The 21,765-nt window shown below is 35.3% G+C and carries 20 protein-coding genes; 15 read left to right on the top strand and 5 right to left on the bottom strand.

Features of this window, described 5'->3' with window-relative positions; translation table 11 throughout:
- Window position 1 precedes the first annotated feature (1 nt).
- The 15 genes from E0H80_RS15750 to E0H80_RS15680 all read left to right on the top strand — a co-directional run bounded on the left by E0H80_RS15750 (window position 2) and on the right by E0H80_RS15680 (window position 16,563).
- Window positions 2-2,464 carry a VirB4 family type IV secretion/conjugal transfer ATPase gene (locus tag E0H80_RS15750; protein WP_131367295.1) on the top strand — a complete coding sequence of 821 codons (2,463 nt, stop codon included), beginning with the start codon at window positions 2-4 and terminating at the stop codon, window positions 2,462-2,464.
- Between the two features lie 2 nt (window positions 2,465-2,466).
- Window positions 2,467-2,766 carry a hypothetical protein gene (locus E0H80_RS15745; RefSeq protein WP_131367293.1) on the top strand — a complete coding sequence of 100 codons (300 nt, stop codon included), beginning with the start codon at window positions 2,467-2,469 and terminating at the stop codon, window positions 2,764-2,766.
- A 23-nt stretch (window positions 2,767-2,789) separates the two neighbouring features.
- Window positions 2,790-3,815, top strand: a complete 1,026-nt coding sequence (locus E0H80_RS15740; RefSeq protein WP_131367290.1) for a type IV secretion system protein — start codon at window positions 2,790-2,792, stop codon at window positions 3,813-3,815.
- 11 nt (window positions 3,816-3,826) lie between these two features.
- Window positions 3,827-4,528 (top strand): P-type DNA transfer protein VirB5, encoded by a 702-nt coding sequence (virB5, locus tag E0H80_RS15735; protein ID WP_131367288.1) that lies wholly within the window; start codon window positions 3,827-3,829, stop codon window positions 4,526-4,528.
- A 219-nt stretch (window positions 4,529-4,747) separates the two neighbouring features.
- On the top strand, window positions 4,748-5,515 hold the full coding sequence (locus tag E0H80_RS15730) for a virB8 family protein (RefSeq protein WP_265937231.1): 768 nt from the start codon (window positions 4,748-4,750) through the stop codon (window positions 5,513-5,515).
- A gap of 15 nt (window positions 5,516-5,530) precedes the next feature.
- Window positions 5,531-6,424: a TrbG/VirB9 family P-type conjugative transfer protein gene (locus E0H80_RS15725; RefSeq protein WP_131367283.1), complete on the top strand. Its 894-nt coding sequence runs from the start codon at window positions 5,531-5,533 to the stop codon at window positions 6,422-6,424.
- Window positions 6,424-7,848 carry a type IV secretion system protein VirB10 gene (gene virB10 / locus E0H80_RS15720; protein WP_131367281.1) on the top strand — a complete coding sequence of 475 codons (1,425 nt, stop codon included), beginning with the start codon at window positions 6,424-6,426 and terminating at the stop codon, window positions 7,846-7,848. The genes E0H80_RS15725 and virB10 overlap by 1 nt, the downstream gene beginning before the upstream one ends.
- Complete coding sequence (gene virB11, locus E0H80_RS15715; protein WP_131367279.1) at window positions 7,829-8,941, top strand: P-type DNA transfer ATPase VirB11; 1,113 nt, start codon at window positions 7,829-7,831, stop codon at window positions 8,939-8,941. The genes virB10 and virB11 overlap by 20 nt, the downstream gene beginning before the upstream one ends.
- Window positions 8,938-11,364, top strand: coding sequence for a type IV secretory system conjugative DNA transfer family protein (locus E0H80_RS15710; RefSeq protein WP_131367277.1), 2,427 nt, complete (start codon window positions 8,938-8,940; stop codon window positions 11,362-11,364). The genes virB11 and E0H80_RS15710 overlap by 4 nt, the downstream gene beginning before the upstream one ends.
- Window positions 11,365-11,374: 10 nt before the next feature.
- Complete coding sequence (locus E0H80_RS15705; RefSeq protein ID WP_131367275.1) at window positions 11,375-11,656, top strand: hypothetical protein; 282 nt, start codon at window positions 11,375-11,377, stop codon at window positions 11,654-11,656.
- Window positions 11,657-11,677: 21 nt separating this feature from the next.
- Window positions 11,678-12,940 (top strand): LPD7 domain-containing protein, encoded by a 1,263-nt coding sequence (locus E0H80_RS15700; protein WP_131367273.1) that lies wholly within the window; start codon window positions 11,678-11,680, stop codon window positions 12,938-12,940.
- A 354-nt stretch (window positions 12,941-13,294) separates the two neighbouring features.
- On the top strand, window positions 13,295-13,681 hold the full coding sequence (locus tag E0H80_RS15695) for a hypothetical protein (RefSeq protein WP_131367271.1): 387 nt from the start codon (window positions 13,295-13,297) through the stop codon (window positions 13,679-13,681).
- A 10-nt stretch (window positions 13,682-13,691) separates the two neighbouring features.
- Window positions 13,692-13,916 carry a transposase gene (locus tag E0H80_RS15690; protein WP_131367269.1) on the top strand — a complete coding sequence of 75 codons (225 nt, stop codon included), beginning with the start codon at window positions 13,692-13,694 and terminating at the stop codon, window positions 13,914-13,916.
- Window positions 13,917-14,146: 230 nt separating this feature from the next.
- On the top strand, window positions 14,147-15,409 hold the full coding sequence (locus E0H80_RS15685; RefSeq protein WP_131367267.1) for a hypothetical protein: 1,263 nt from the start codon (window positions 14,147-14,149) through the stop codon (window positions 15,407-15,409).
- A gap of 2 nt (window positions 15,410-15,411) precedes the next feature.
- Window positions 15,412-16,563, top strand: coding sequence for a DNA methyltransferase (locus E0H80_RS15680; RefSeq protein ID WP_131367265.1), 1,152 nt, complete (start codon window positions 15,412-15,414; stop codon window positions 16,561-16,563).
- Between the two features lie 43 nt (window positions 16,564-16,606).
- Here E0H80_RS15680 and E0H80_RS15675 read toward each other — a convergent pair whose 3' ends face one another.
- The 5 genes from E0H80_RS15675 to E0H80_RS15655 all read right to left on the bottom strand — a co-directional run bounded on the left by E0H80_RS15675 (window position 16,607) and on the right by E0H80_RS15655 (window position 21,410).
- Window positions 16,607-18,034, bottom strand: coding sequence for a hypothetical protein (locus E0H80_RS15675; protein ID WP_131367263.1), 1,428 nt, complete (start codon window positions 18,032-18,034; stop codon window positions 16,607-16,609).
- Entirely contained in the window at window positions 18,034-18,249 is a 216-nt protein-coding gene (locus E0H80_RS15670; protein WP_131367261.1) for a helix-turn-helix domain-containing protein, read from the bottom strand. Before E0H80_RS15670 ends, E0H80_RS15675 begins: the two co-directional genes overlap by 1 nt.
- A 390-nt stretch (window positions 18,250-18,639) precedes the next feature.
- Window positions 18,640-19,272 (bottom strand): hypothetical protein, encoded by a 633-nt coding sequence (locus E0H80_RS15665; RefSeq protein ID WP_131367259.1) that lies wholly within the window; start codon window positions 19,270-19,272, stop codon window positions 18,640-18,642.
- Window positions 19,273-19,320: 48 nt separating this feature from the next.
- The gene (locus tag E0H80_RS15660; protein WP_131367257.1) at window positions 19,321-20,424 is read right to left on the bottom strand and encodes a hypothetical protein; all 1,104 of its coding nucleotides are present in this window, start codon (window positions 20,422-20,424) and stop codon (window positions 19,321-19,323) included.
- Entirely contained in the window at window positions 20,421-21,410 is a 990-nt protein-coding gene (locus E0H80_RS15655) for a hypothetical protein (RefSeq protein ID WP_131367255.1), read from the bottom strand. The genes E0H80_RS15660 and E0H80_RS15655 overlap by 4 nt, the downstream gene beginning before the upstream one ends.
- Window positions 21,411-21,765: the final 355 nt, after the last annotated feature.

The following is a 21,765-nucleotide window of genomic DNA, read 5'->3' as shown; positions in this document are numbered from 1 at the left end:
CATGCGTTCAAAACAGCAAGTTAAAGATAGCGCAAATGCTGAAGTCGCTATTTCAGACTATCTGCCGTTTGGTAATCATGTTTCCAACAATGTTATTAAGCTTAAAAATGGTGAATACATTGCTACATGGAAATTAGAAGGCATTTCGTTTGAAACAGTTGAAGCCGATATTATTAGAATCCGTAAAGAAGGATTAAATAATTTTTATCGTGCTTTAGGTGGCGGTCACTTTGCTGTTTGGACGCATAAGATTCGTAGGGGAGTTAATGAACGTCTAAATGGCGTTTATGAAAATGATTTTATTGCTGATTTTAATGAAAGATATTATCAGCAGTTTCAGGGTGAAAAGAATAAACAGATGGCTACTGAATTGTATTTAACAATTCTTTATCGTCCTGAAATTTCCAGATTAACAAAGATTTTTAAGAGTAAAGCTAGTCGTGATCCAGTAGCCCTGAAAAAGCAGATTAAGCGGGATCTCGATATTTTGGATGATGTAGCCAAACAGGTTGAAGCAAGTCTATATCACTACAATCCAGAACGTCTGGCGACCTATACCAAGAAAGGTTTTGTCTACTCGGAAATGTGTAATCTGCTTGGTTTCTTAACTAATGGAGTTTGGGAAGAAATCCCTTTAAGACAGGCTAATCTTGATCAATATATTCCAAGTAGTCGCTTGTTCTTTGGTGACAAAAACGGCTATTTACAGATCAAACATCCTGAAGCGCAAAAATATGTAGGCTTTCTGGATATTCAAGAATTTCCACGTTTATCAGAATCAGGAATGTGCAATTCCATCCTGTATGGAAACTATGAATACATTGAAACTCAAAGTTTCACGGTTTATGGCAAGCGTGATGCTGTAGATAAATTAAAAACAATTAAAGGCCAACTAAATTCTGTAGAGGACGTTTCAGATCAAGAGATTCGTGATATTGATCTGGCTATGAGTGAAGCTAATAGCGGGAATTTTCAGTTAGGCGAATATCACTATACGCTTGCGATTTTTGGCGATTCACCAAATCAAGTTGCTCTAAATGTTTCGAGTGCCAGAACTGCTTTATCAGATGAAGCAGGTTTTAAAATGGCTGTTATTGACACTGTTCCTGAATGTGCATGGTTCTCGCAATTAGCAGGTAACTTCAGTATGCGTCCAAGAGAAGCATATCTCACAAGCCTAAATTTTTCTGCTTTAAGCCCTTTTCATAACTTCGCAAGAGGTAAGCGGGACGGCAATCCTTGGGGTGAAGCACTAGCTTTATTTAAAACTCCAAGTGGCCAACCATTTTACTTTAATCATCATGTTAGCCCAGATAAGCAAGATTCTACAGATGACAAGATGCCAGGTAATACGTGTGTCATTGGAACAACTGGTGTGGGTAAAACAACCCTAGTCATGGCCATGATGATGTTTGCTTGTAAGTATAAAAATCTGAAGGGTGTTTTCTTTGATAAAGACAGGGGCGCAGAGATTGGTATTAGACGGATAGGGGGTCAATACTATGCTTTAGAGCGTGGTGTACCAACTGGCTTTAATCCGTTGCAGCTACCGCCCACAGAAACAAATATTCAGTTTGTAGAAAAGCTTGTAAAAATTCTGGTAGGTGGTGTTAGTAATGCTGCCGAAGATCTGGAAATTAGTCAGGCTGTCCGTACCATTATGCGTGATGATATGCCGTTAGAACTTCGCAGACTTTCAGCTTTATATATGAATTTAAGGGTGACTGGTGGCGGTGATTCATTACAAGACCGCTTAACTAAATGGTGTAAGTCTGGCGATCATGAAGGGAATTTATCGTGGGTATTCGATAACCCTTATGACACTCAAGACTTTTCTCAAGCCAAAATGCCAATTTTCGGTTATGACTACACGGAATTTTTGGATGATCCAGAAGTCCGTACACCAATCATGGCCTATCTATTGCACATCACAGATTCCTTGATTGATGGTAATCCGTTCATTTACTGGATGGACGAGTTTTGGAAGCCATTAACAGATGAATATTTCAAAGACTTTGCCAAAGATAAGCAAAAAACTATTCGTAAATTGAATGGTCTAGGTGTGTTTATGACGCAATCGCCAAGTGACGTTTTAGATTCTGACATTGGTAAAACAATGGTTGAGCAAAGCGTTACTCAAATCTTTTTACCGAACCCTCGCGCTGATTACGATGACTATGTAAAAGGCTTTAAAGTCACTCCGCAAGAATTTGAAATTATTAAAGAGCTAGAAGAAAACTCACGCATGTTCCTAGTTAAACAAGGTAGCCGATCCGCACTTTGTAAGATGGATCTAGGCGAAATGCGTGACGTTTTACAGATCATTTCTGGATCAAAAGATAATGTTGAATTACTCGAAAATATCATAAGTGAAGTTGGTGAAGATCCTGATATTTGGGGTGATATTTTCTTACAACGTGTTGCAGACCGTAAAAAATTAATTTCAGAAAAAGGAGTGTCTTAGTCATGACTAAGTTTTTAGTAGTTTCAAGCTTGTTAGTTATTTCTACTTTAACAACTGCATGTTCCGATGATAAGGAACAGGTTAAACAGCTAAAAGAAGAAGTGAAGGCTGAACAACAATTGAAACCTCAAGATTTAAGTGCTGCACAGCAAGAAGAATTGAAAGAGCGCAAAGCAAGAGCATCACAAAAGGGGAATATCCTTGATGGATATGATCCTTCTGCACCCCCAAAACCAACAAAACCAGATACTAAAAAGGGTTCGGGAAATATCCTCGATGGATATAACCCAGATTCAAAATAATTAAGGATTTATAGGGGATTGCAATGGCAATTATTACTACATTAGAAACAAAAATTGATTCTTTATTAGCAAGTTACGTTACAGGTGTTAGTAGTAATATTGCTTCTGCAATTGTTCCTATAGCTTTGACTGCTGCAACAATTTATATCCTGATTATTGGCTACAACATTGCGACTGGCGCACAAGAGGATTCCATTTATACCGCTTTATGGAAGTTTTTTAAGATAGCTTTTGTTGGTGGAATTGCTTTAAGTGCAGGGGTTTATCAGTCCTTTGTAGTTGAAGCCATTAACGGACTGACCATAGGTTTAATTCAGATTGTTAGTCCAGGTGGTGAAACTTCGCTAGGTGCTTTACTGGATCAGGTAAGTGTGCCGTGGGGTGAATTAATCCAGAAATTAGGTGAAGAAGCTCAATCAGCTTCTGGTGTTTTCCCTGATATTGGCTTGTATTTATCTGCTGGTATTGTTTCTGCTGCTCAATTCTTATTGTTCTTTATTGGTACTGGTCTATATCTACTGGCAAAAATTAGTCTGCAACTTTGTTTAGGCGTTGGTCCCATATTCATTCTGTGTGCGATGTTCCCTGCTACACAAAAATATTTTGAAAGTTGGCTTTCCCAGACACTTAGCTATGTTTTCACAATAGGCTTTATCACAGCAATTATCAGTATGCTCTTTGCCTTCGTTTCAGGCATGTGTACGCAAATCACAAATAACTTTGATGCGGGTGACATTCTTACTTCAGTAGTTTCTCTCTGTATTGTTGCGGGAATTCTTGTAGTGATTATGTGGAACATTCCAACAATGGCTTCAGCCATAACAGGTGGGGCGGGTGTTCAAGGTGTTGGTCGTGCTGTAGCTCAAGCTATGACTAAAGGCCGTGGAGGAAGTAACTCTAAATCTGATAGCTCATCAGCTACTTCTACGACTGGTGGAAGTGTTCAAGGGAATTCTAGCAGCTCTAATAATTCCAATAGCTCCACTACAGGAGGATCTAAGCCGTTATATCAACGACACACTCTTTCTAACCTCAAAAGAAACAAATAGGAATTTTTCTAATGAAAAAACAATTGTTAGCTTTGGGTTTAGGTTCATCTTTATTCATTAGTGGTCAAGCCAATGCTACAGGTATTCCTGTCATTGACGGTGCTAACCTTGTTCAAGCCGTTCAAAATGTGGTGGCTTGGGGTGAGCAATACAATCAGATGGTGAACCAGATCCAACAGGCAAAACAGCAATACGATTCAATCACTGGTATTCGTGGTTTCGGTGATGCTGTTAATAATCCATATCTTAATGATGTGATTCCAAGTGATGTTGCTGACATTTATAGAGGCATCCAAGACGGTGGTGTCAATGGAATGACTTCAGCAGCTAGAAACATTCGTGATGCCACAATGGTTTATGACTGTACTTCTAGAACTGGCCAGAACTATAAAGCCTGTCAAGCTGCATTGAATAACAATGCACAAACACAGGCTTTAAATCAGAAAGCGTTAGGGGTTGCAGATCTGCGTACTGAGCAGATTGATAATCTGCGTAAACAGATCAATAACACTACTGATGCTAAAGCTATTGCTGAATTACAAGCTAGGATTCAAGCAGAACAGACACAAGTTGCTAATGATGCAAACCGAATTGCTTTGATGCAGGCACAAGCGCAAGCTCAAAAAGATGCAGCACAGCAACTTGAAATCGAAGGCCGTTTAAAACGTGCTGCTCAAAAGGGCAACATTCTTGACGGCTATACTGGTAACTAATCTTTTAAAAAAAAACCCATTTCTTTTGAAATGGGTATTTTTTTTGAAATTTTTCATAAAACATTGAATTATTAAAACCAAAATATATTATTTTGGTTTACGGTTTTTATATTTTTTGGCATACTTAGAGAAATAACTCTAATAGGGTCTATCGGGTCTATCATGAACAAACTTAAAAAAGTATCTGCTGCTGAAGAATCAAAAAGTTATGAAAAAGCTATGGATTGGGAAGCAGATATTAATGCGATACGTGCCAAGTCAGAACGTAAAGCTTGGACTGTTGCAAAAGTAGCGGTGGGCGTGGCTGTTTTAGAAGCTATAGGATTAGTCACATTAGCTCCGATGCGCCAAACTGTACCTGTTGTTTTTACAGTAGATAAAGCTCACGGAAATGTTGAATACGTGGGGATTGTTGATGATCAGCAAGTGAAAGGCAAACAAGAATTAATTGATAAAAATAACATTACTCGCTATGTAACGGCTCGTGAGAGTTATTTCTATCCGTTATTGCAGCCAGACTATGATTTAGTCATGACTATGAGTAGTAATCAGGTAGGCAATGATTTTACTTCACTTTATGAAGGTGACAGTGCCAGAGATAAAAAATACGGCAAGCAATATGAATTAAAGGTCGATGTGATTTCTGTCCAGACTAATCAGGATGAAACAGGCTTTACCGCTAGTGTTCGCTTCACTAAGACTTTACATTCAGTCGAAGCTAATCGTGATGAACAGCCACAATATTATATTGCAAGTATTCGATATGAATATGCTCCGAACAATCTAAATAAACTGGTAGAAAAAGATCTAATTAAAAATCCATTCGGCTTTAAGGTCGTGGGCTATCGTGTCGATCCTGAATTATCTCCTAGCAAACCTGTAGCACAAGCTACGGTTGTTGAACCTAATCAGCGAGTTTATGTACCGATCCAACAAGGCGGGGCGGCTGTTCAACAACAAGCTCCACAAGCTCAACAAGGAATGTAATAAAAGGATCATTACATGAAAAAATTAATTCTTGCTTTGGGCTTGGCTGTTAATGGAATCTCTTATGCAGCCATTACGCCTAAAGCTTTACCTACCGATTCACGCATTAGAACAATTAATTATGTTCCCAATGATGTTTATCGAATTACTGTTAAAAAAGGCACTGTAACCCGCATTGTATTGAGTGAAGGCGAAAGAATTTTAGAACGTGGTGCTGCTACTGGATACCCTTCAGATTGTGAAAAGGATGACACTAATTGGTGTATTTTTGCGGATACTGGATCAAATTTAGTATGGGTAAAGCCAAAGGATAAGGCTACTCGGAATAACTTAGAATTACGCACTAATAAGCGTGATTATAGTTTTGATTTTCAAGTTCTAAGTAATGCAAAAGAAAAACCGATGTACCGTGTCGTTTTTAAATATCCACAAGAAGAAGAAGAAAAACGGAAACAGGAAGAAGCTCAACGCTATAACGCCTATGCAGCACAATTAAAAGAAGAAAACCAACTGACTGAATTTTTGGTTTTACAGCATCGTTTGGCCAATGCCGCACCAATCCCTAAAAACTGGAATTACCGTCAATCTGCAAACAGCAAAGGAAAGCATTTTGTTCCAGAAATGCTATTTGATGACGGACGTTTTACTTATATGCGATTCAAAGGAAATACAGATATTCCAGTCGTATTTATTGAAGGTACAGAAGGGGAAGAAAAAGTTAATTTCCACATCAGTAAAGAAGATCCAAAACTCTTAATTGTTGAAGCTCTAGCTAAAAAATTTGTTTTAAGTCAAGGGAAAGGCGTAGTGAGCATTTTCAATGAATCTTATGATCCTGTGGGTGTCGCTCCTCAAGATGGCACTACTGTAGATGGTGTTAAGCGTGTCATTACTGGGGATATGAACTAATGAATATTAATGATGAAAAACCATTAAATGATCAACAAGCTCCTGATCAACAATTTGACGATTCAGAAAATGGCATTGTGTCTGTAAATGAGCGTGGGGATCAGGAAGATGGAAAAGGTAAAAAAATAGCGTTTATTGCAGTTATGGCGGTGCTTTTTACGGTTCTAGCTGTCTTTGCCTATAACTTTTTTTCAGATAGTAGTGATGCTGAAGAAGCAGCCCAATTAAAAGATAATCAGATAGATCCAAGCTTAGATGCTTCAACTAAAAGACGGGATTTTACTAATACTGATCCTGTTCCAATGGATGCAAATCAAAATGCTCAATTTCAAAGCCTAGACATATGCCAAGATCAAAGTATTCCTAGACAGCTAACGGACAATAACGGCAATGCTTTAACCTATAACGGTATGTTGGTTTTTCAATGCCAGAATGGTCAGCAGATTTTAAGACAATCTGAAGCTGCGCCAGTAGTTGAGCAACAAGTAAATCAACAACCTGTAGTGATTCAGCCACAGCCACAACAACAAGCTCAATATGTACCTTTAAACAACGGTAGCCGTTACGGTGGCGGGATCTTCGTGAATCCTTCGCAACAGGGCGGGGCGGTTGGCCAACCATCTAGCACGAATCATCAAGCAGCTTATAACCAAGTAACAGGCATGATGCGTCAATATGAACAGGATCAGAATAATACTGGTCGTTCAGGTAGTTTCTCTGGATCTGGTTTGATGTCTTTGGCTCATGATGATGAACCTGTGCAGCAACATCAACAACAACCACAACAAGCCCCGACAAACATGGCTAGACTGTCATCTAATAAAGTTCAAGCTCGTTTCATCGGGGATCGAAATTACTTAATTGCTAAAGGTCGTGTAATACGTTGCAACCTGTCAGTTAAAGTTGTTTCAGAAATTGGCGGGATGGCTTCATGTGTCCTTCCACAACCTGTTTATTCTGATAATGGTCGTGTAGTACTTGCTGAAGCGGGATCTGAAGTCATTGGAGAATATAAAAGCATTGCAGCACAAGGACAAAGACGCTTAGGGATTGTTTGGTCACGCCTAAAAACTCCGCATGGTGTAATTGTCGATATTGATTCTCCCGCAGCAGATCATCTAGGCACTGGTGGTTTAAGTGGTCGAGTCGATAACCGTTGGGGCGCACGTATCGGTGCAGCTTTCATGCTTTCTTTAGTACAAGATGCTATTGCTTACGGTATTTCTAAAGAAACAGGGGGAAATAATAGCACTCCGTACATGCTTCAAAACACTTCAGACATGGGTAAGTCGATGGCTGAAACAGTGTTGAATGAAACAATCAATATCAAGCCAACAATTTATAAAAATCAGGGTGATGTAGCTTCAATTTACGTGGCCAAAGATATTGATTTTAGAGGTGTGTATGAACTCCGCGCAAAATAATATTTTAAGTAAGGATGTAATGGTTAGACAGCTATTACTTCCTTTAGAGAAATTCTTAAAAATTAAAGGGGTAACAGAAATTGCAATTAACACCCCAAATGAAGTTTGGACAGAATCAAATAAGGGATGGGAAAAACACTCTGTTAATCTGGATATGGGACAAATAATAGCTTTAGCAAATGTTATTGCCACTTATACCAATCAACGAATTGGCCAAGAGAATCCTATACTTTCTGCTCAATTGCCTGACGGTGAGCGTATTCAAATTGTTTTACCGCCAGCAATTGAACATGGAACAGTATCAATGACGATCCGTATTCCTGATGAATCGAACAGATCCTTTCAGGAATACAAAGAACAAGGATTTTTTGATCACTTCAGATATGGGAAATCTAAAGAATTTGATCAGTTTAAATCTGTATTACGTGCTGAAGATATAAAGCTAGTCCAGTCTTTAGAAAATAAAGATCTTGAGGGGTTTTTCAGATTCGCTGTTCAATGTAAAAAAAATATTGCGGTTGTTGGTGATACTGGATCGGGTAAAACCACCTTCATGAAAGCAATCTGTCAATACATTCCTAAAGATGAACGGCTTGTAACGATTGAAGATGTACGTGAACTTTTTGTTCCTCATGAAAACAAGGTTCACTTATTGTATTCCAAAGGTGGTCAAGGTAAAGCTAAGGTAACTCCATCAGATTTAATCGCCAGTAATATGCGTATGAAGCCAGACCGTGTATTACTTGCGGAATTACGAGGTGGGGAAGCTTTTGACTTTCTGAAACTGCTTACAACTGGTCACAGTGGCTCTATCACAAGTTATCATGCTGAAAGCTGTTCACTGGCTTATGATCGCTATGTTTTTATGTGCAAAGAACATGAGCAAGCGAATATCTATGATGCCACCACATTGAAAGAATTAGTTGCTTTAACAATTGATATTATTGTTCATGTTGAAGTGAAGAAAAAATACGATGATGAAAGCAATTTAATAGGTAAAGAACGCTTTATCTCTGAAATAAAATTTGATCCTGTGTCTAAAGTTAAAGCTCAATTTGGAGATGCAGAAATCATTGTCGGGGATCGAGCATGAACAAAAAAATCCTGATTCTGCTCCTTGCTCTTTTTCTAGCGGTTGTTGGTTTCTTTATCGCTAAGTATCTGGCCGGTGTTCTTTATTACTTATCCAATAAAACCAATCCATTTCCTGAAGTCAATCTTTCGACTTGGGGCTATTATTGGGATTTATATTCACAGACTGCACCTGCACAAAAGAAAAAGCTGCAAGGTGCCTTGGTCGCTGCATTATTCATCACTTTTGTTCTCCCTGCTTTAATCATTGCTAGCCTGTTTAATAAAAAGCAGTCCTTACACGGTGATGCCAGATTTGCCACTACTAAAGAAATTCAGAAATCAGGATTAATGGGAAATAAGGGAATCTTGGTAGGTAAATATAACAATAAGTATTTAATGCTTGGCGGTCAGCAATTTGTACTTCTGGCTGCTCCGACACGAAGCGGTAAAGGTGTAGCTGTTGTTATTCCTAATCTTCTGAACTATTCGGATAGTGTAGTTGTACTGGATCTGAAGCTCGAAAACTTTCTTTTAACTTCTAAATTTCGAGCTAAAAATGGCCAGAAAGTTTATCTATTCAGCCCATTTTCTGAAGATCTGAAATCTCATAAATGGAATCCATTTGACACAGTTAGTCATGACGAAAATTTTAGAGTAGGTGAAATTCTCGCTATTGGGCGAAGCTTTTACCCTGTGACTGGTGATGCGAAAACTGACTTCTGGAATGACAATGCTAATAACTTATTTCTTGGATTAGCTTTATACCTATTTGAAACTGAAGATCTGCCTGTAACTATGGGGGAAGTTTTAAGACAGAGTTCGGGTAAAGGCAAGCCGATTCAAGATCATATTAGATCTATCATTGAAGAAAGACAGCAAAGTGATAAGCCGTTAAGTGATACCTGTTTAGATGCCTTAAACCGTTTTTTAAGCTCACCAGATAATACACTCGGCAACATCATTTCTACTTTCACATCACCTCTAACAATTTTTGCAAACCCGATTGTGGATGCTGCAACCTCATCAAGTGATTTTAGACTTGAAGATGTACGTAGACAAAGAATGTCTATTTACTTTGGTGTCCAACCGAACCGCTTAGGGGATGCTAAAAACTTAATCAATCTATTCTATTCACTATTGATTGATGTGAATTTGAAAACCCTACCACAACAAGATTCATCTTTAAAATATCAGTGCTTGGTTGTAAATGATGAAGCAACGGCTGTTGGTAAAGTGGCGAAAATTGCAGACGCCAACTCATTTATTGCGGGTTATAACATTCGTTTATTAACAATTATTCAGTCTATTGGCCAGTTAGAGGACGTTTATAAAACCCAAACTAGAGGATTGGTGACTAACCATGCTTTGCAAATCATCTACCCGCCGAGAGAACAACGAGATGCTAATGAATATAGCGAAATGCTTGGCTATTTCACTTTTAAAGCAAAATCTAAAGGCCAAAGCCGTTCTATGGCATGGGGGCAAGGTGGCTCTAATTCAGAAAATGAATCAGACCAAAGACGAGCTTTGATGCTTCCTCAAGAGCTAAAAGAATTGTCACAAGATAAAGAAATTATCTTTATGGAAAGTACAAAGCCGATCATGTGTGAGAAGGCAAAATATTTTAATGATAGTGCTTTTGTGGATCGCTTAAAGTCAGTTTCTCCTAGCATGTCAACAATTAAAGGTTTTCCAACCCATAAACAATTAGAAAAGATTGCCTTTGAAGATCTAGAACTTTCAATTCCTATTCCTGATCTGGACGTAAAGCTGCATAAGGCAAAAATTGAAAAGCGTATAACTGCAATTACTACAGTAGAACAGGCGGAGCAGTTAGATATTTCTAGCTTGGTTATCCCTGAATTTAAGCTCGATAAATCAGTATTTAAAGATCCAGAAAATCCTAAAGAAGAAGAATGTCTGCAAGTTGTAGACCAATTTTTTGGGGCTGTTGTATGGGAAGAAGATACTGAAGCGCAAAGTATTGTTGATGACTTCTTTAGCCAGGTCGAAGCTAGTCCTGAAGATGAATCTGATCAAGTCGAAAACTTAGTTGCAGCAGATGAATCAGATCCAATGGCCATGATTGCAGAAATGGGAAATCTAGTTGTAGTAGATGAATCAGATCCAATGGAAAATCTAGTTGTAGTAGATGAATCAGATCCAATGGCCATGATTGCAGAAATGGAAAATCTGGTTGCAATGGATGAACCAGATCCAATGGAAAATCTGGTTGCAGTAGATGAACCAGATCCAATGGAAAATCTGGTTGCAGTAGATGAACCAGATCCAATGGTCATGATTGCAGAAATGGAAAATCTGGTTGCAGTGGATGAACCAGATCCAATGGCCAGCATGGTTGCAGTTGATGATCAACAAATAACTAATTCAGATATTGATGACGTTTATCAGGCGTTTTCAAACCAATTAGATTCTAAATAAGGAAAGTATTATGAAAAAAATCTCTCTTACATTAATTAGCCTTGCTCTATCTGTTCCAGTTGTGGGCTGTACTTCAAATAAAGCTGTGACCAGTCCTAACGGCTTTTCTTCTAAAGTGGTTAATCAACCTGATACTGTAAAAGATTATATGCAAAGCATAGCTTTGTATCAGGAAAATCAAGACTTAAGCACTGAAACTGAAAGAAAAATTGCGCTTTTAACAGATAAATATATTCAAACAAAAATGATTATTGACGAAGCAGCACGTCGCCAAAATATCTCTATTCAATAAAACTGTATTAAGGACTTGATCATGACTGAAGCAAATAAAGAACAATTAGCAGGCTATACCAAACTTGGTCAAACTTTAGAAACTAAAAAAGCTGAAGTTAATTCAATTGAACAAGTCGAAAATATAGACCATTCAAAAGGTTTAAAAGATATCAATCAGGAATCTGAAGAAACAAAGGTAATTAATACTAAAAAGCTAAAAAATGATGATAAGGAATCTAGTGAGGAAGGCTTATCAAAAGCATTACTCAATAAATATTATGTTGTAGATGATAAATATCACTTTAAAGGTAATCCTGAAAAAGTAGCATTTGAAGATTCTGGAAAAACCTTAAAAACCACAATTGATGATAAACATATAGCTGCTTCAATGGTGGAAGTGGCACAAGCTAAAAAATGGGAAACAATTAAGGTTAAAGGATCTGAAGAATTTAAACGTAATGTCTGGCTTGAAGCTTCAATGAAAGACATGAAAGTAAAAGGCTATGAACCTCGTGATATAGATATAGCCTTACTCAATGATATGAAAAAATCACAGGGTAAAGAGGTAGTTCAAAACACTATTAATAAGGACGCAGATCGCCAAAAAGAGAAACCTCTAAAGGATCAGGCCAAAGCAAATCCAGAACAGGAACGTAAGGAAAAAATGAATAATCTGTCAGAACAGGAAAAAGTACTTTTGACAGTTTTCGATAAAAAAATGAAAGCTGATGGCTTCACAGACAAGCAACGGACAGCAAGTATAGACGTTGCAATTGATCAACTTAATCAGAAAAAAATGCATGTTGGAAAGCTAGTTGATCATGGCGCAGCCCCATATCAGCATGATCCTAAAAATAGCAGCAGTTACTTTGCAACTATTGAAAATAGTAAAGGTGAAAAAAATACAGTCTGGGCTAAAGATCTGGAACGTACTCTGAAAGAACAAAATATCATTAAAAATGATGATATTGTCTTAACCTATAAAGGTTCTAGCAAAGTCGAAGTTAATACAAAAGAAATTGATCCAAAAACAGGAGTGCCGACAGGAGCAAGAGTCCAAACTCTAGCAAATAAAGGAAAGTGGGAAGCTCAAAGTTTAAGTAAACTGAAAGAAACCACAGAAAAAGCTCTAACTAAAAACGATAAAACTAAGCTTCAGATTCAACATAGTGCCGATATTCAAAATCAGAAATTTCACAAGCCAAAATTAACAGCTTATGATGTTAATTCGCCAAAACAGCAACCCGCACAACAACCAGTTAAAACTCAAGAAAGAAATAAAAATAAAGACATATCCCGATAGTATCCAAGTCGCCACCTATTTAGGGTGGTTTTTTATATCTCGCTTGAAAATTAAACGGTAATCAGGGAGGGAGAAATTTAACTGATTGCGTCAGTTCGGAAAGTAGACACTTTGCTCTGATCTACCATGTGCGGATCTCAAGTAAATGGGTAAAGTAGATGCCTGGACAATTGCTGCAGCTTGCAGCGATTGTCCAGGCATTGAAATTAGACGTTTTAGCAAATATGTACCAGACAACTTTGTTTGCAGTCTATATCTGACTAAAACTAATAGCGGGTTAAACTTTTAATATTGCTTGTATTGTCCACCTGTGGACTATATAATCAAATTTAATCTAAATAAGGACGGCACATAATGACAAATGCAGATTTTAAGCTGCTAACTGAATCATTGGGATTCTATAATGCCGAAGCAATTCGGGATTATTTCAAAACTATTGGCTTTAATGAATCTATCAACGTCCGACCAATCCAATACTGGTTAAATGGTAAGAGCGTGGCTCTCAATATGCCAATTCCAGACGATGTAGTCGGCCATTTTAAGAATCTTGAACAGATGAAATTTAATCTATCTGGACAGGAGAAATTTATTAAAAATGGATTTCTTTATAAAGATAAGCAATTAATGTGGGAAAAATTTCCTGAATTAAATGGATTGCCATGCACTTATCTTAATCAATTGATGGTTTTGGTGAATATTCTGCATGGCTACAGAGAGGTGCAATACTGCACAAGCTATTAAGGAACACTGAATGAAAAATGAGGGTCTTTCTATTGTCGAGCTGATTAGCAAGCGCAATAAAATTGTCTATACAGTCTGTTCTGTATTGGTCTTACTGACAGGCTTATCTTTTTCCAGATACTTTCTGAATTTTAGTGTTCTCTATTTTTTAATTCTGCTTATTCCATTTTTTGCTCTTATGTACTGGATGATAAAAATCACTGAAGATATAAAAGAAGAAAAGGATGTTATGTGATACATAAGTTTTCACTTCCGAAAATTAGAATTCAGTAACTGAAATAACATTGCGACATATAATGTAATTTTTAAGTTTAGCTATACAATCAGTGTTATTTTTCTGAAAATGAGTTTTCAATAGTGGGGATAATCTTCGTATTATGTTGACTATAAGCAACATAATGTTATCATTTATTTTTATTGCTCAGAGCTAAGAGTTTCAATCTTAGCTAATAGATTATTTAAATTATGCAAGTAGAACTGTTCCAAAAATCCTCTTTTGAAATTGAAGGTAAACATACTACCCATTCAGGTGGTAAAGGAGAGTACTTACATGATTGGTACTCATACTTAGAAGGGTTTTCATCATCATTTGTTAACCAAATTTTAAAAACATATGCTCCTAATGCTGAAATTGTTTTAGAACCTTTTGCTGGAGTTGGAACTACTCCTGTTAATAGTTCAATTTTAGGCTGTACATCTTATTATTGCGAAATTAACCCTGTTCTTCGGAAAGTAACTGCAATTAAAAATAAAATTCTTAATTTGTCAGATGAGGATAAAGTTAATTTTTTAATAAATATTAATGAATTAAGTGAAAATCTAAGTAAAAATATTCTAGGGATCGAAGCTTCTGAGGAGCTAAGAGCTAAATATTATGATTGTTTTGATAAAAGTGTGTTTTTCTCTCAAGACACCTTTGAAAAAGTACTAAAGTTTAGAGCATTAATTGATCAGATTTTGTCAAAAGATATACTTTTAGCTGAGGCTTTGGAGGTGGCAGTAATATCTTGTCTAGTGAAGTGCTCTTTATTAAAAAGATCAGGAGATGTCCGTTTTAAAACAGCTAAAGAACTTTCCAAAGGAGTACCTGAATTAATTTCTTCAGTAATTAAACAGCTAAAATTGATGATGGAAGACTGTAAAAATTGTCCTCAAGCCATAGCTCCAATGTATTTATTAGCAAATAACTCAAAAGAAACTTTAGAAATTAAAAGTGTTCAAGCAGACATAGTTATCACTAGCCCTCCTTATTTGAATGGGACCAATTATTTCAGAAATACAAAGCTTGAACTATGGTTTATAAGAGAGCTTTTGAATAATAAAAGTCTTCGAACCTTTAGAGATCAGGTAGTAACATCTGGAATAAATGATGTAACAAAAGATAAAGGTAAAGAAATCCTACCTTTAATATCTGATTTATATATCGAACTCTTAGAAAAAGCATATGATTCTAGAATTGCTAAAATGATGTCTGCATATTTTTATGAAATGAAAATAGTTTTAGAAGGCCTAATGCATCATACAAAGTCAGATGGTGTGATATGCATTGATATTGGGGATAGTATTTATGCAAATGTATATATCCCAACTCATAAAATTCTAATCAAAATTGCTCAAGAACTAGGTTTTTCTTTATACGAAGAAATTTTATTAAGGAAAAGACACTCTAACGGTGGAGCTGAGTTAGGTCAGTTTTTATTAGTATTTAAAAAAGAGGATAGTAAATAAATATGAATAGTACAAAACTATCTGACATTTTAGTGAAATGGGAAAGCTTTAAAATAGAATTTCCTCATATGAATGAACCATTCTCAAAAAGAAATTGGGGATCTGATTTACACTCAGTTTGTTCTTATCAAGGTAAAATGAAACCTGCTTTAGCATACCATCTAATTGATACATTTTCTTCAGAAGGGGATACTGTTTTAGATCCATTCAGTGGTTCAGGCACTATTCCGTTTGAGGCTGCTATAAATGGCCGTTATTCTTTTGGTTTGGATATTGGTTTGCTTGCTACATCAGTATCAAATGCTAAATTGAAAAGGCATAATCCAACAGAAGTCTTTAAAATTATTGATATGCTAAGTGACTTTATCAGTAATAATACTCCCGAAGAAAAAAGTATATCTGAATCAAAAGAAGTAGCTTTTAATAAGACAATTCCAGAATATTTTCATGAAGATACTTTTCGAGAAATCCTCTTAGCTAGAGAGTTTTTTCTTAAATATAAAGAGCCTGAATCAGAAAATTGGTCTCTAGTTTTTTCATGTATGTTGCATATTTTGCATGGAAATAGACCATATGCTTTAAGCCGTAATAGTCATCCCATTACTCCTTATGCACCAACAGGTGATTTCATATATAAAAATGTGGTGGAAAAACTAACGAATAAAGTAAAAAAATCTATTGAAGCTCAGGAATTATTAGATTTAGCTCCAGCTAAATGTTTTTTAGCAGATATTCTTCACGAATGGCCTCTGGAAATTCAAAAAGTTGATGCGATTATTACATCACCTCCTTTCTTTGATAGTACAAAATTCTATATGACTAATTGGATGAGATATTGGTTTTGTGGATGGAATAAGCAAAATTTTCAAGAAAACCCTAAGTCTTTTATAGAAGTAATGCAGAAAAAGAATTTTGATGTTTATGATTTTATTTTCAAACAAAGTTATGAGCGTCTTGTAGATAATGGTGTAGCCGTCTTCCATTTGGGACATAGTGATAAGTGTGATATGGCTGAATCATTAAAGAGCTATGCTGAAAAATACTTTAAAGTTGAAGATATATTCACAGAGTCTGTAGAGCACTGTGAAAAACATGGGATTAAGGATAAAGGTGGAGTAAAAGGACATCAATATCTAGTTTTATCAAAAAAATAAATAAGATACCTTAAGGTATCTTATTTATTTAAATAAAATGCAGCTATTTAGCTGCATTTTTTTGATTATATATTTTTAAAAGATCATAAACCTGACCTAACTCAGTTTTATTTAATGTCTTTTGCAACGCCTTTAGGAAAAGTTCAGCTGTTAATTTTCCATCTCTTTCTTTTGCTAACTCAGGTTTGTGACAGAACTCTAGTATTAACCAATCTAAATCAGAAACTAATTTATTAACTGCTATTAAATTTGGTCCTGGATTATTTAAATCTTCAATAGAAATGCCTGTAATAACTGATAATTTTTCAATTTCATTTTCTGCGTAATATTCAGAAGGTGGTCTATCCCTTTTTTGGGAGTTACATCCTTTACATAAGCAAGTAGCTGTTTTATCCAATGGCCAAAGTAAAGCTAGAGGTCGTGTATGATCTAAGTTCATTTCCCTAGCAGATGGAATATCGGCCTGACATTTAAAGCATTTTTTCCCGAATTTCTCCCATATATCGGTTGTTAATTCTTTTCCAGGATTCTCTTTTCTATAGTTTAATTGAGGACTACCTTTAAAAAGATGAGTTAAAAGTAACTCAAAGTGTCGTCTTCTAGTACCATCTTCTTTCATTTGATCTGCGGTACGTTGAGGATTGTGTGCTGCATTAACCTCAAACTTTTTACAGTATCTACATTCGAGTTGAAAACCATGATGTAAGTTTAAATAAGTCTCATCTTGAATATTCTTAAGTTTTCCAAACCCGGTGTGAGTGCAAGGAGCATTTGCCACACAATGACTTGAAAAACTTAAATGATATCTTTCGTCTTTAATATTAATAGGCAAGAACCTAGCGCAACGATTGCAAGATTTTAGATATATAGAAGTGGGTTTTGTACTTTCTAATTCCAAATTTCTATCATCATTGATTACAATTGAAACCTCACCCTCTGTTACGTAGAAATTTGCTTCTGGTGCAAATTGATACATATTATTTAGTAAATGTTTCTTATCGGGATTAGCTTTAGCGGCATCTATATGCTTATGAGCAACTATTCCACATCCGATATCATAGAAAGATATTTTCGTATCTTCTAACGCTTTAAACGATATTCTTGTCCATGGAATGTTTTCTTTGGTGCTAGAAAAACCCATAGAACCAAATTTTGCCCAATTACCCTCTTTCCAATCAGTGAGTGTTTTTTTTGTAAAACCACCCAATTCAATATTTATATCTAGGAAATGATCTGAAAAATACCATCCACCAAAAGCAACTAAGTCATCAGGATTATGATCTGGAATATTAAATATCAAGCTAAGACATTCACCTTTTTCTAAGATATAGGTGTCTTGATTTTCAATTTTATATTCTCCTCCCGTCGAATTTTCATGACTAGAAAATCCAGATTTTCGGGTTGTTGTTCGTCTTCTACCAGAAAACTGAGTCTTCCCAGGTAGTTTATTTCCTGTATATTCAATAACCATTACATACCATCAAATAGCTGAGATAAGTTTTTGTCTAATGCCTTCGCAATGGAATTCAGAGCTTTTAAAGAAATATTTCTTTTCCCTGTTTCAACTCCACTAACATAGGTTCGGTCTAGACAAGCTTTATCTGCTAAAGCTTCTTGAGATAAGCCATAATCTTTTCTGAGGGTTTTTAGATGATTTCCAAAATTTTTTAGGAGTTCTTCTTCCATTGCAGAAGCGGTCCAATTTTTTGATTGTTCTTATAATAAGTTTTGTAGACTATGAGTCCACGGACGATGAGTCACATTTCAAAGTTGATTAATATTCTTTTATATTAATGAGAGGGTTTTATATAAAGAATAAGTGCTTCTCATGAAATTTAAAAATATTTGATCTCAATGAGTTATGATTTATTTTATAAAATTAGCATCATGTTGATTATTCAAGATCATCCAGAAATAAAAAAACCGGCAAAATGGCGGTTTTTTTATCTATGACAGCTTAATTGATCAGTATTTCGATACGCAGGTTGGCTTCTGAGAAAATACAGAATAGATTTCATTGAGTTATTGGATTAGTTAAAGCCTTAGACATTGATACTTCAGCCTTTCTTAACAAAATTAATCTATAATTAAAGATAATGATTGTCTAAATGCTTGTATGTGTCCATGGTAAATATCTTTATCAAGTTTCGCACAACCATTATTAGTAATTAAAATTGAACCTAATTCATTATAAGTTGCTTGGATTTTTTCCAAATTGAACTTTCTTTCTAATGTTAGGGTCTTAGTGGCCTCTAAAACATTTTTTTGTCCTTTAATTACTGTTTTTGCTGAAACACCAGATCCTAAATCTAAACCAGAAATTTGAATAGATTTAATATTAGCTTGTTTACTGAGAGCGTTATCTAAACAATTAATCCATTTTAATAGATCTATTTTTAATGGGGTAATTGTGAGCATAAAATTTGAAGCTTGTAATAGTTTGCTAATTAACCCTTGAATGCCTCTAGGAGGGTTAATAAATTCTAATCCTATAGATGTGTCATCTGAAATTCTTATACTAGATTCCTTATAGGATATTTTGTTGTAAATAGTTTCATTCCCAAAAGGGTCTTTAATAATTTCTTGAAATTCAAATTTTTCTATGTACCTCGCTTCAATAAAGTGCTCTCTAGCTCTATCAATAATAAATCCATTCATTTGATTTTCATCAAAGGAGTATTCTCTTAACTTTATTGCCAACTCAGACATTGAGAGAGGCCATTTTGTCTTGAACCATTGATATCTGTTCATAGCTTTCTATTCCTCTGCTGATAGATTTGAAGATAATTCATCTAGTACTTTACGTGCGGATGTTTCAATTAGGCCTAGTAAAGCTGATTTTTCTTCACCTTCTACTGATTTAAAGTTTTTAGTATATTCAGTAGTATTTGCGATTCTAGTTGAGTATTTAGCTCCATATTTAAATCCAGTACCTAATTTTCCATTTTCAAATGAAGCTTCAAATTGGACTAAATAATAAGGAGCTTTATTTTGTTTTGCTCGCCATGTGATTGATGTAATAAAAAAGCCCCCATCTCGTAGCTGAGTATATTGCTCCGCTGCAACTAGATTTTGACCATGGAAAACAGCACTATGAACAACTCCAATCATATTTTGCTTTATTACCATATCTTCTTCTAGCTCTTGATCATCTATATCCTCATCTTCCTCAAAGCAGTCTACTTTTAAATTAGTCACAGTTTCTAAATCAAACATTGGTATGTTTGATATTAATTTCATAAAGAAATTATTTCTTTCTTCAGGACTTAATAAGTGATCTACCTCAATCTTTTTAAGAGGAATTTCAGTTTTTTTGTATGCTTCAACTTTATTTTTAAAGCCTTCAACGATGTTTAATGCTTTTTCAGAAGCGGGCATACGGATAATAGTTTGTCCTTTTTTACTTTCAATATGTATGCTGGCATCTTTACGCTGTCGTTGAATTAAGCGTGTTTTTGAATAGTCATATTCATCATATTCCGTATTCATTACAATGCCATCATCACCTTTTTGATGAGACGTAACTTTTTCTTGTTTTTGAACATCTTTTTTATAGTCTTTAACAATATCTTTCATTTCCTCAACTGTGAGTTCAATTGGTAAAATAACAGATGTCATTTTTTCATTACGCTTTTTATAATCCCTCTTTTCGATTAATCCAGTAATGTCATTATAGTCATGAGTCCAAATGGAGATTTCTTCAATAAGATCATTACGTGAGGATTTTGGTGAATAAAATATTCCTCTGTCTTTTGCGAGTTCATTTAATGTAATATCAGTTATGCGTTGTTTTCCAGATGTTAATAAAGAAAAAATATCATGATCAGTCGCACATAGTTGTTGAAATGATAGTTTATTCATAGATCCATCCCTATTTCGACTTCTGAAAACGTGCTTATAACTTGAGGCATTGTGGAGAACTTGATGTTTCTGACTAACTTTGAAAAATCACTTTCTTCATTACTTTCAGTCATTTCTTCAATATAACGGTCAACGGCTTTTTTAAAAGTGGCAGCAGCAATCGGTGCTGTATCTAATGTTCGAATTTGAATGTCTGTGTCATCAGATAAAACTTGATAATGTCTTAAATAATCAATCAAATAGATGAATTCTTCCGTAGTTTCCCCCTTTCTTTTATAATAAATAATAAATCCTTTTCGACTATTTTCTTTTTTGTATTCTAAAATAATCCAGGGACCAACAAGCATTTCTAACGTAGCTGCTTTAGCCTTTTCTATTTGTACATTTGTTTTTCTAATTAATTGTGGATAGAAAAATCTACATTGATCTCCATTAGGTATTTTATCTGAACCAGACTTTCCTCTTAAGATACATAAATCATATCGAATGTTATCTAACCAAAAGATATCTTTTGGACCTAAAACTACAATTTTAGATCCTCGTGGAATATCTAGTTGATCAGCTTTAACGTTTGATAAGACGTTAGAAAAATCCTTATCATATTCACCATCATGATTATAGACAAAAAGAAGACCACAAATTTCAGGAGTTACATGGTCATGAATATATAGTTGGTTCCATTCTGGACTTTTTTCTGCACATGAAACTTGTTTGGCTAGACTCTCAATAGCATCTTTTATTGCTGCCGCCTTGATAGTTCCTTTTGCGTAACTTTTTAAATCACAATTGATATAGGTTCTTGATTGTGAATATGGCTCATCGTAATAAAATACTACATCAGAAGGATGGGTTTTATTCCCGTGCTTCTCTTGATTTTCACAAGTCCAGTTATGATTCGTCGTACCACTTTTCTGCCAAAAAAATTCAGAGAATAAATCATTAGATAGAATCTCTGCCATCTGAGCTATTTTTTCAGTTTCTGCCATTTGTATTCCTTGAATCAAATCTTGTTGGAAATTTTTTCTAAACTAATTATGTATACTTAATTTGATAATATTAAAGTAATTTAAATTTTTTTATTTAGAATTAAAAAGCACTTTTTTTTAATAGTGCTTTTTTTTTTGTCACTGACACTCATGAATTCAATGAAAATTTTGTGTCGCATGACGATACAGAAACGTCAAACGACACATAGCTTATCATTAGCAGGATAATCAAATCAGTATCTTAGTTCTTCTAACGAACCATAATGACATCATATTGCGACTCAACCTGTGTCATTTTTCGATAAATGATTTTTTAGATTCAATACCCATAACAAGGTTTGTTCGTATAACCTCC

This window comes from Acinetobacter sp. ANC 4779 (assembly GCF_004331055.1).
In the GTDB taxonomy this organism is placed as follows: Bacteria; Pseudomonadota; Gammaproteobacteria; order Pseudomonadales; family Moraxellaceae; genus Acinetobacter.
The sequence above is the reverse complement of the archived record's forward strand: the minus strand, read 5'-3'. Positions and strand labels throughout refer to the sequence as shown.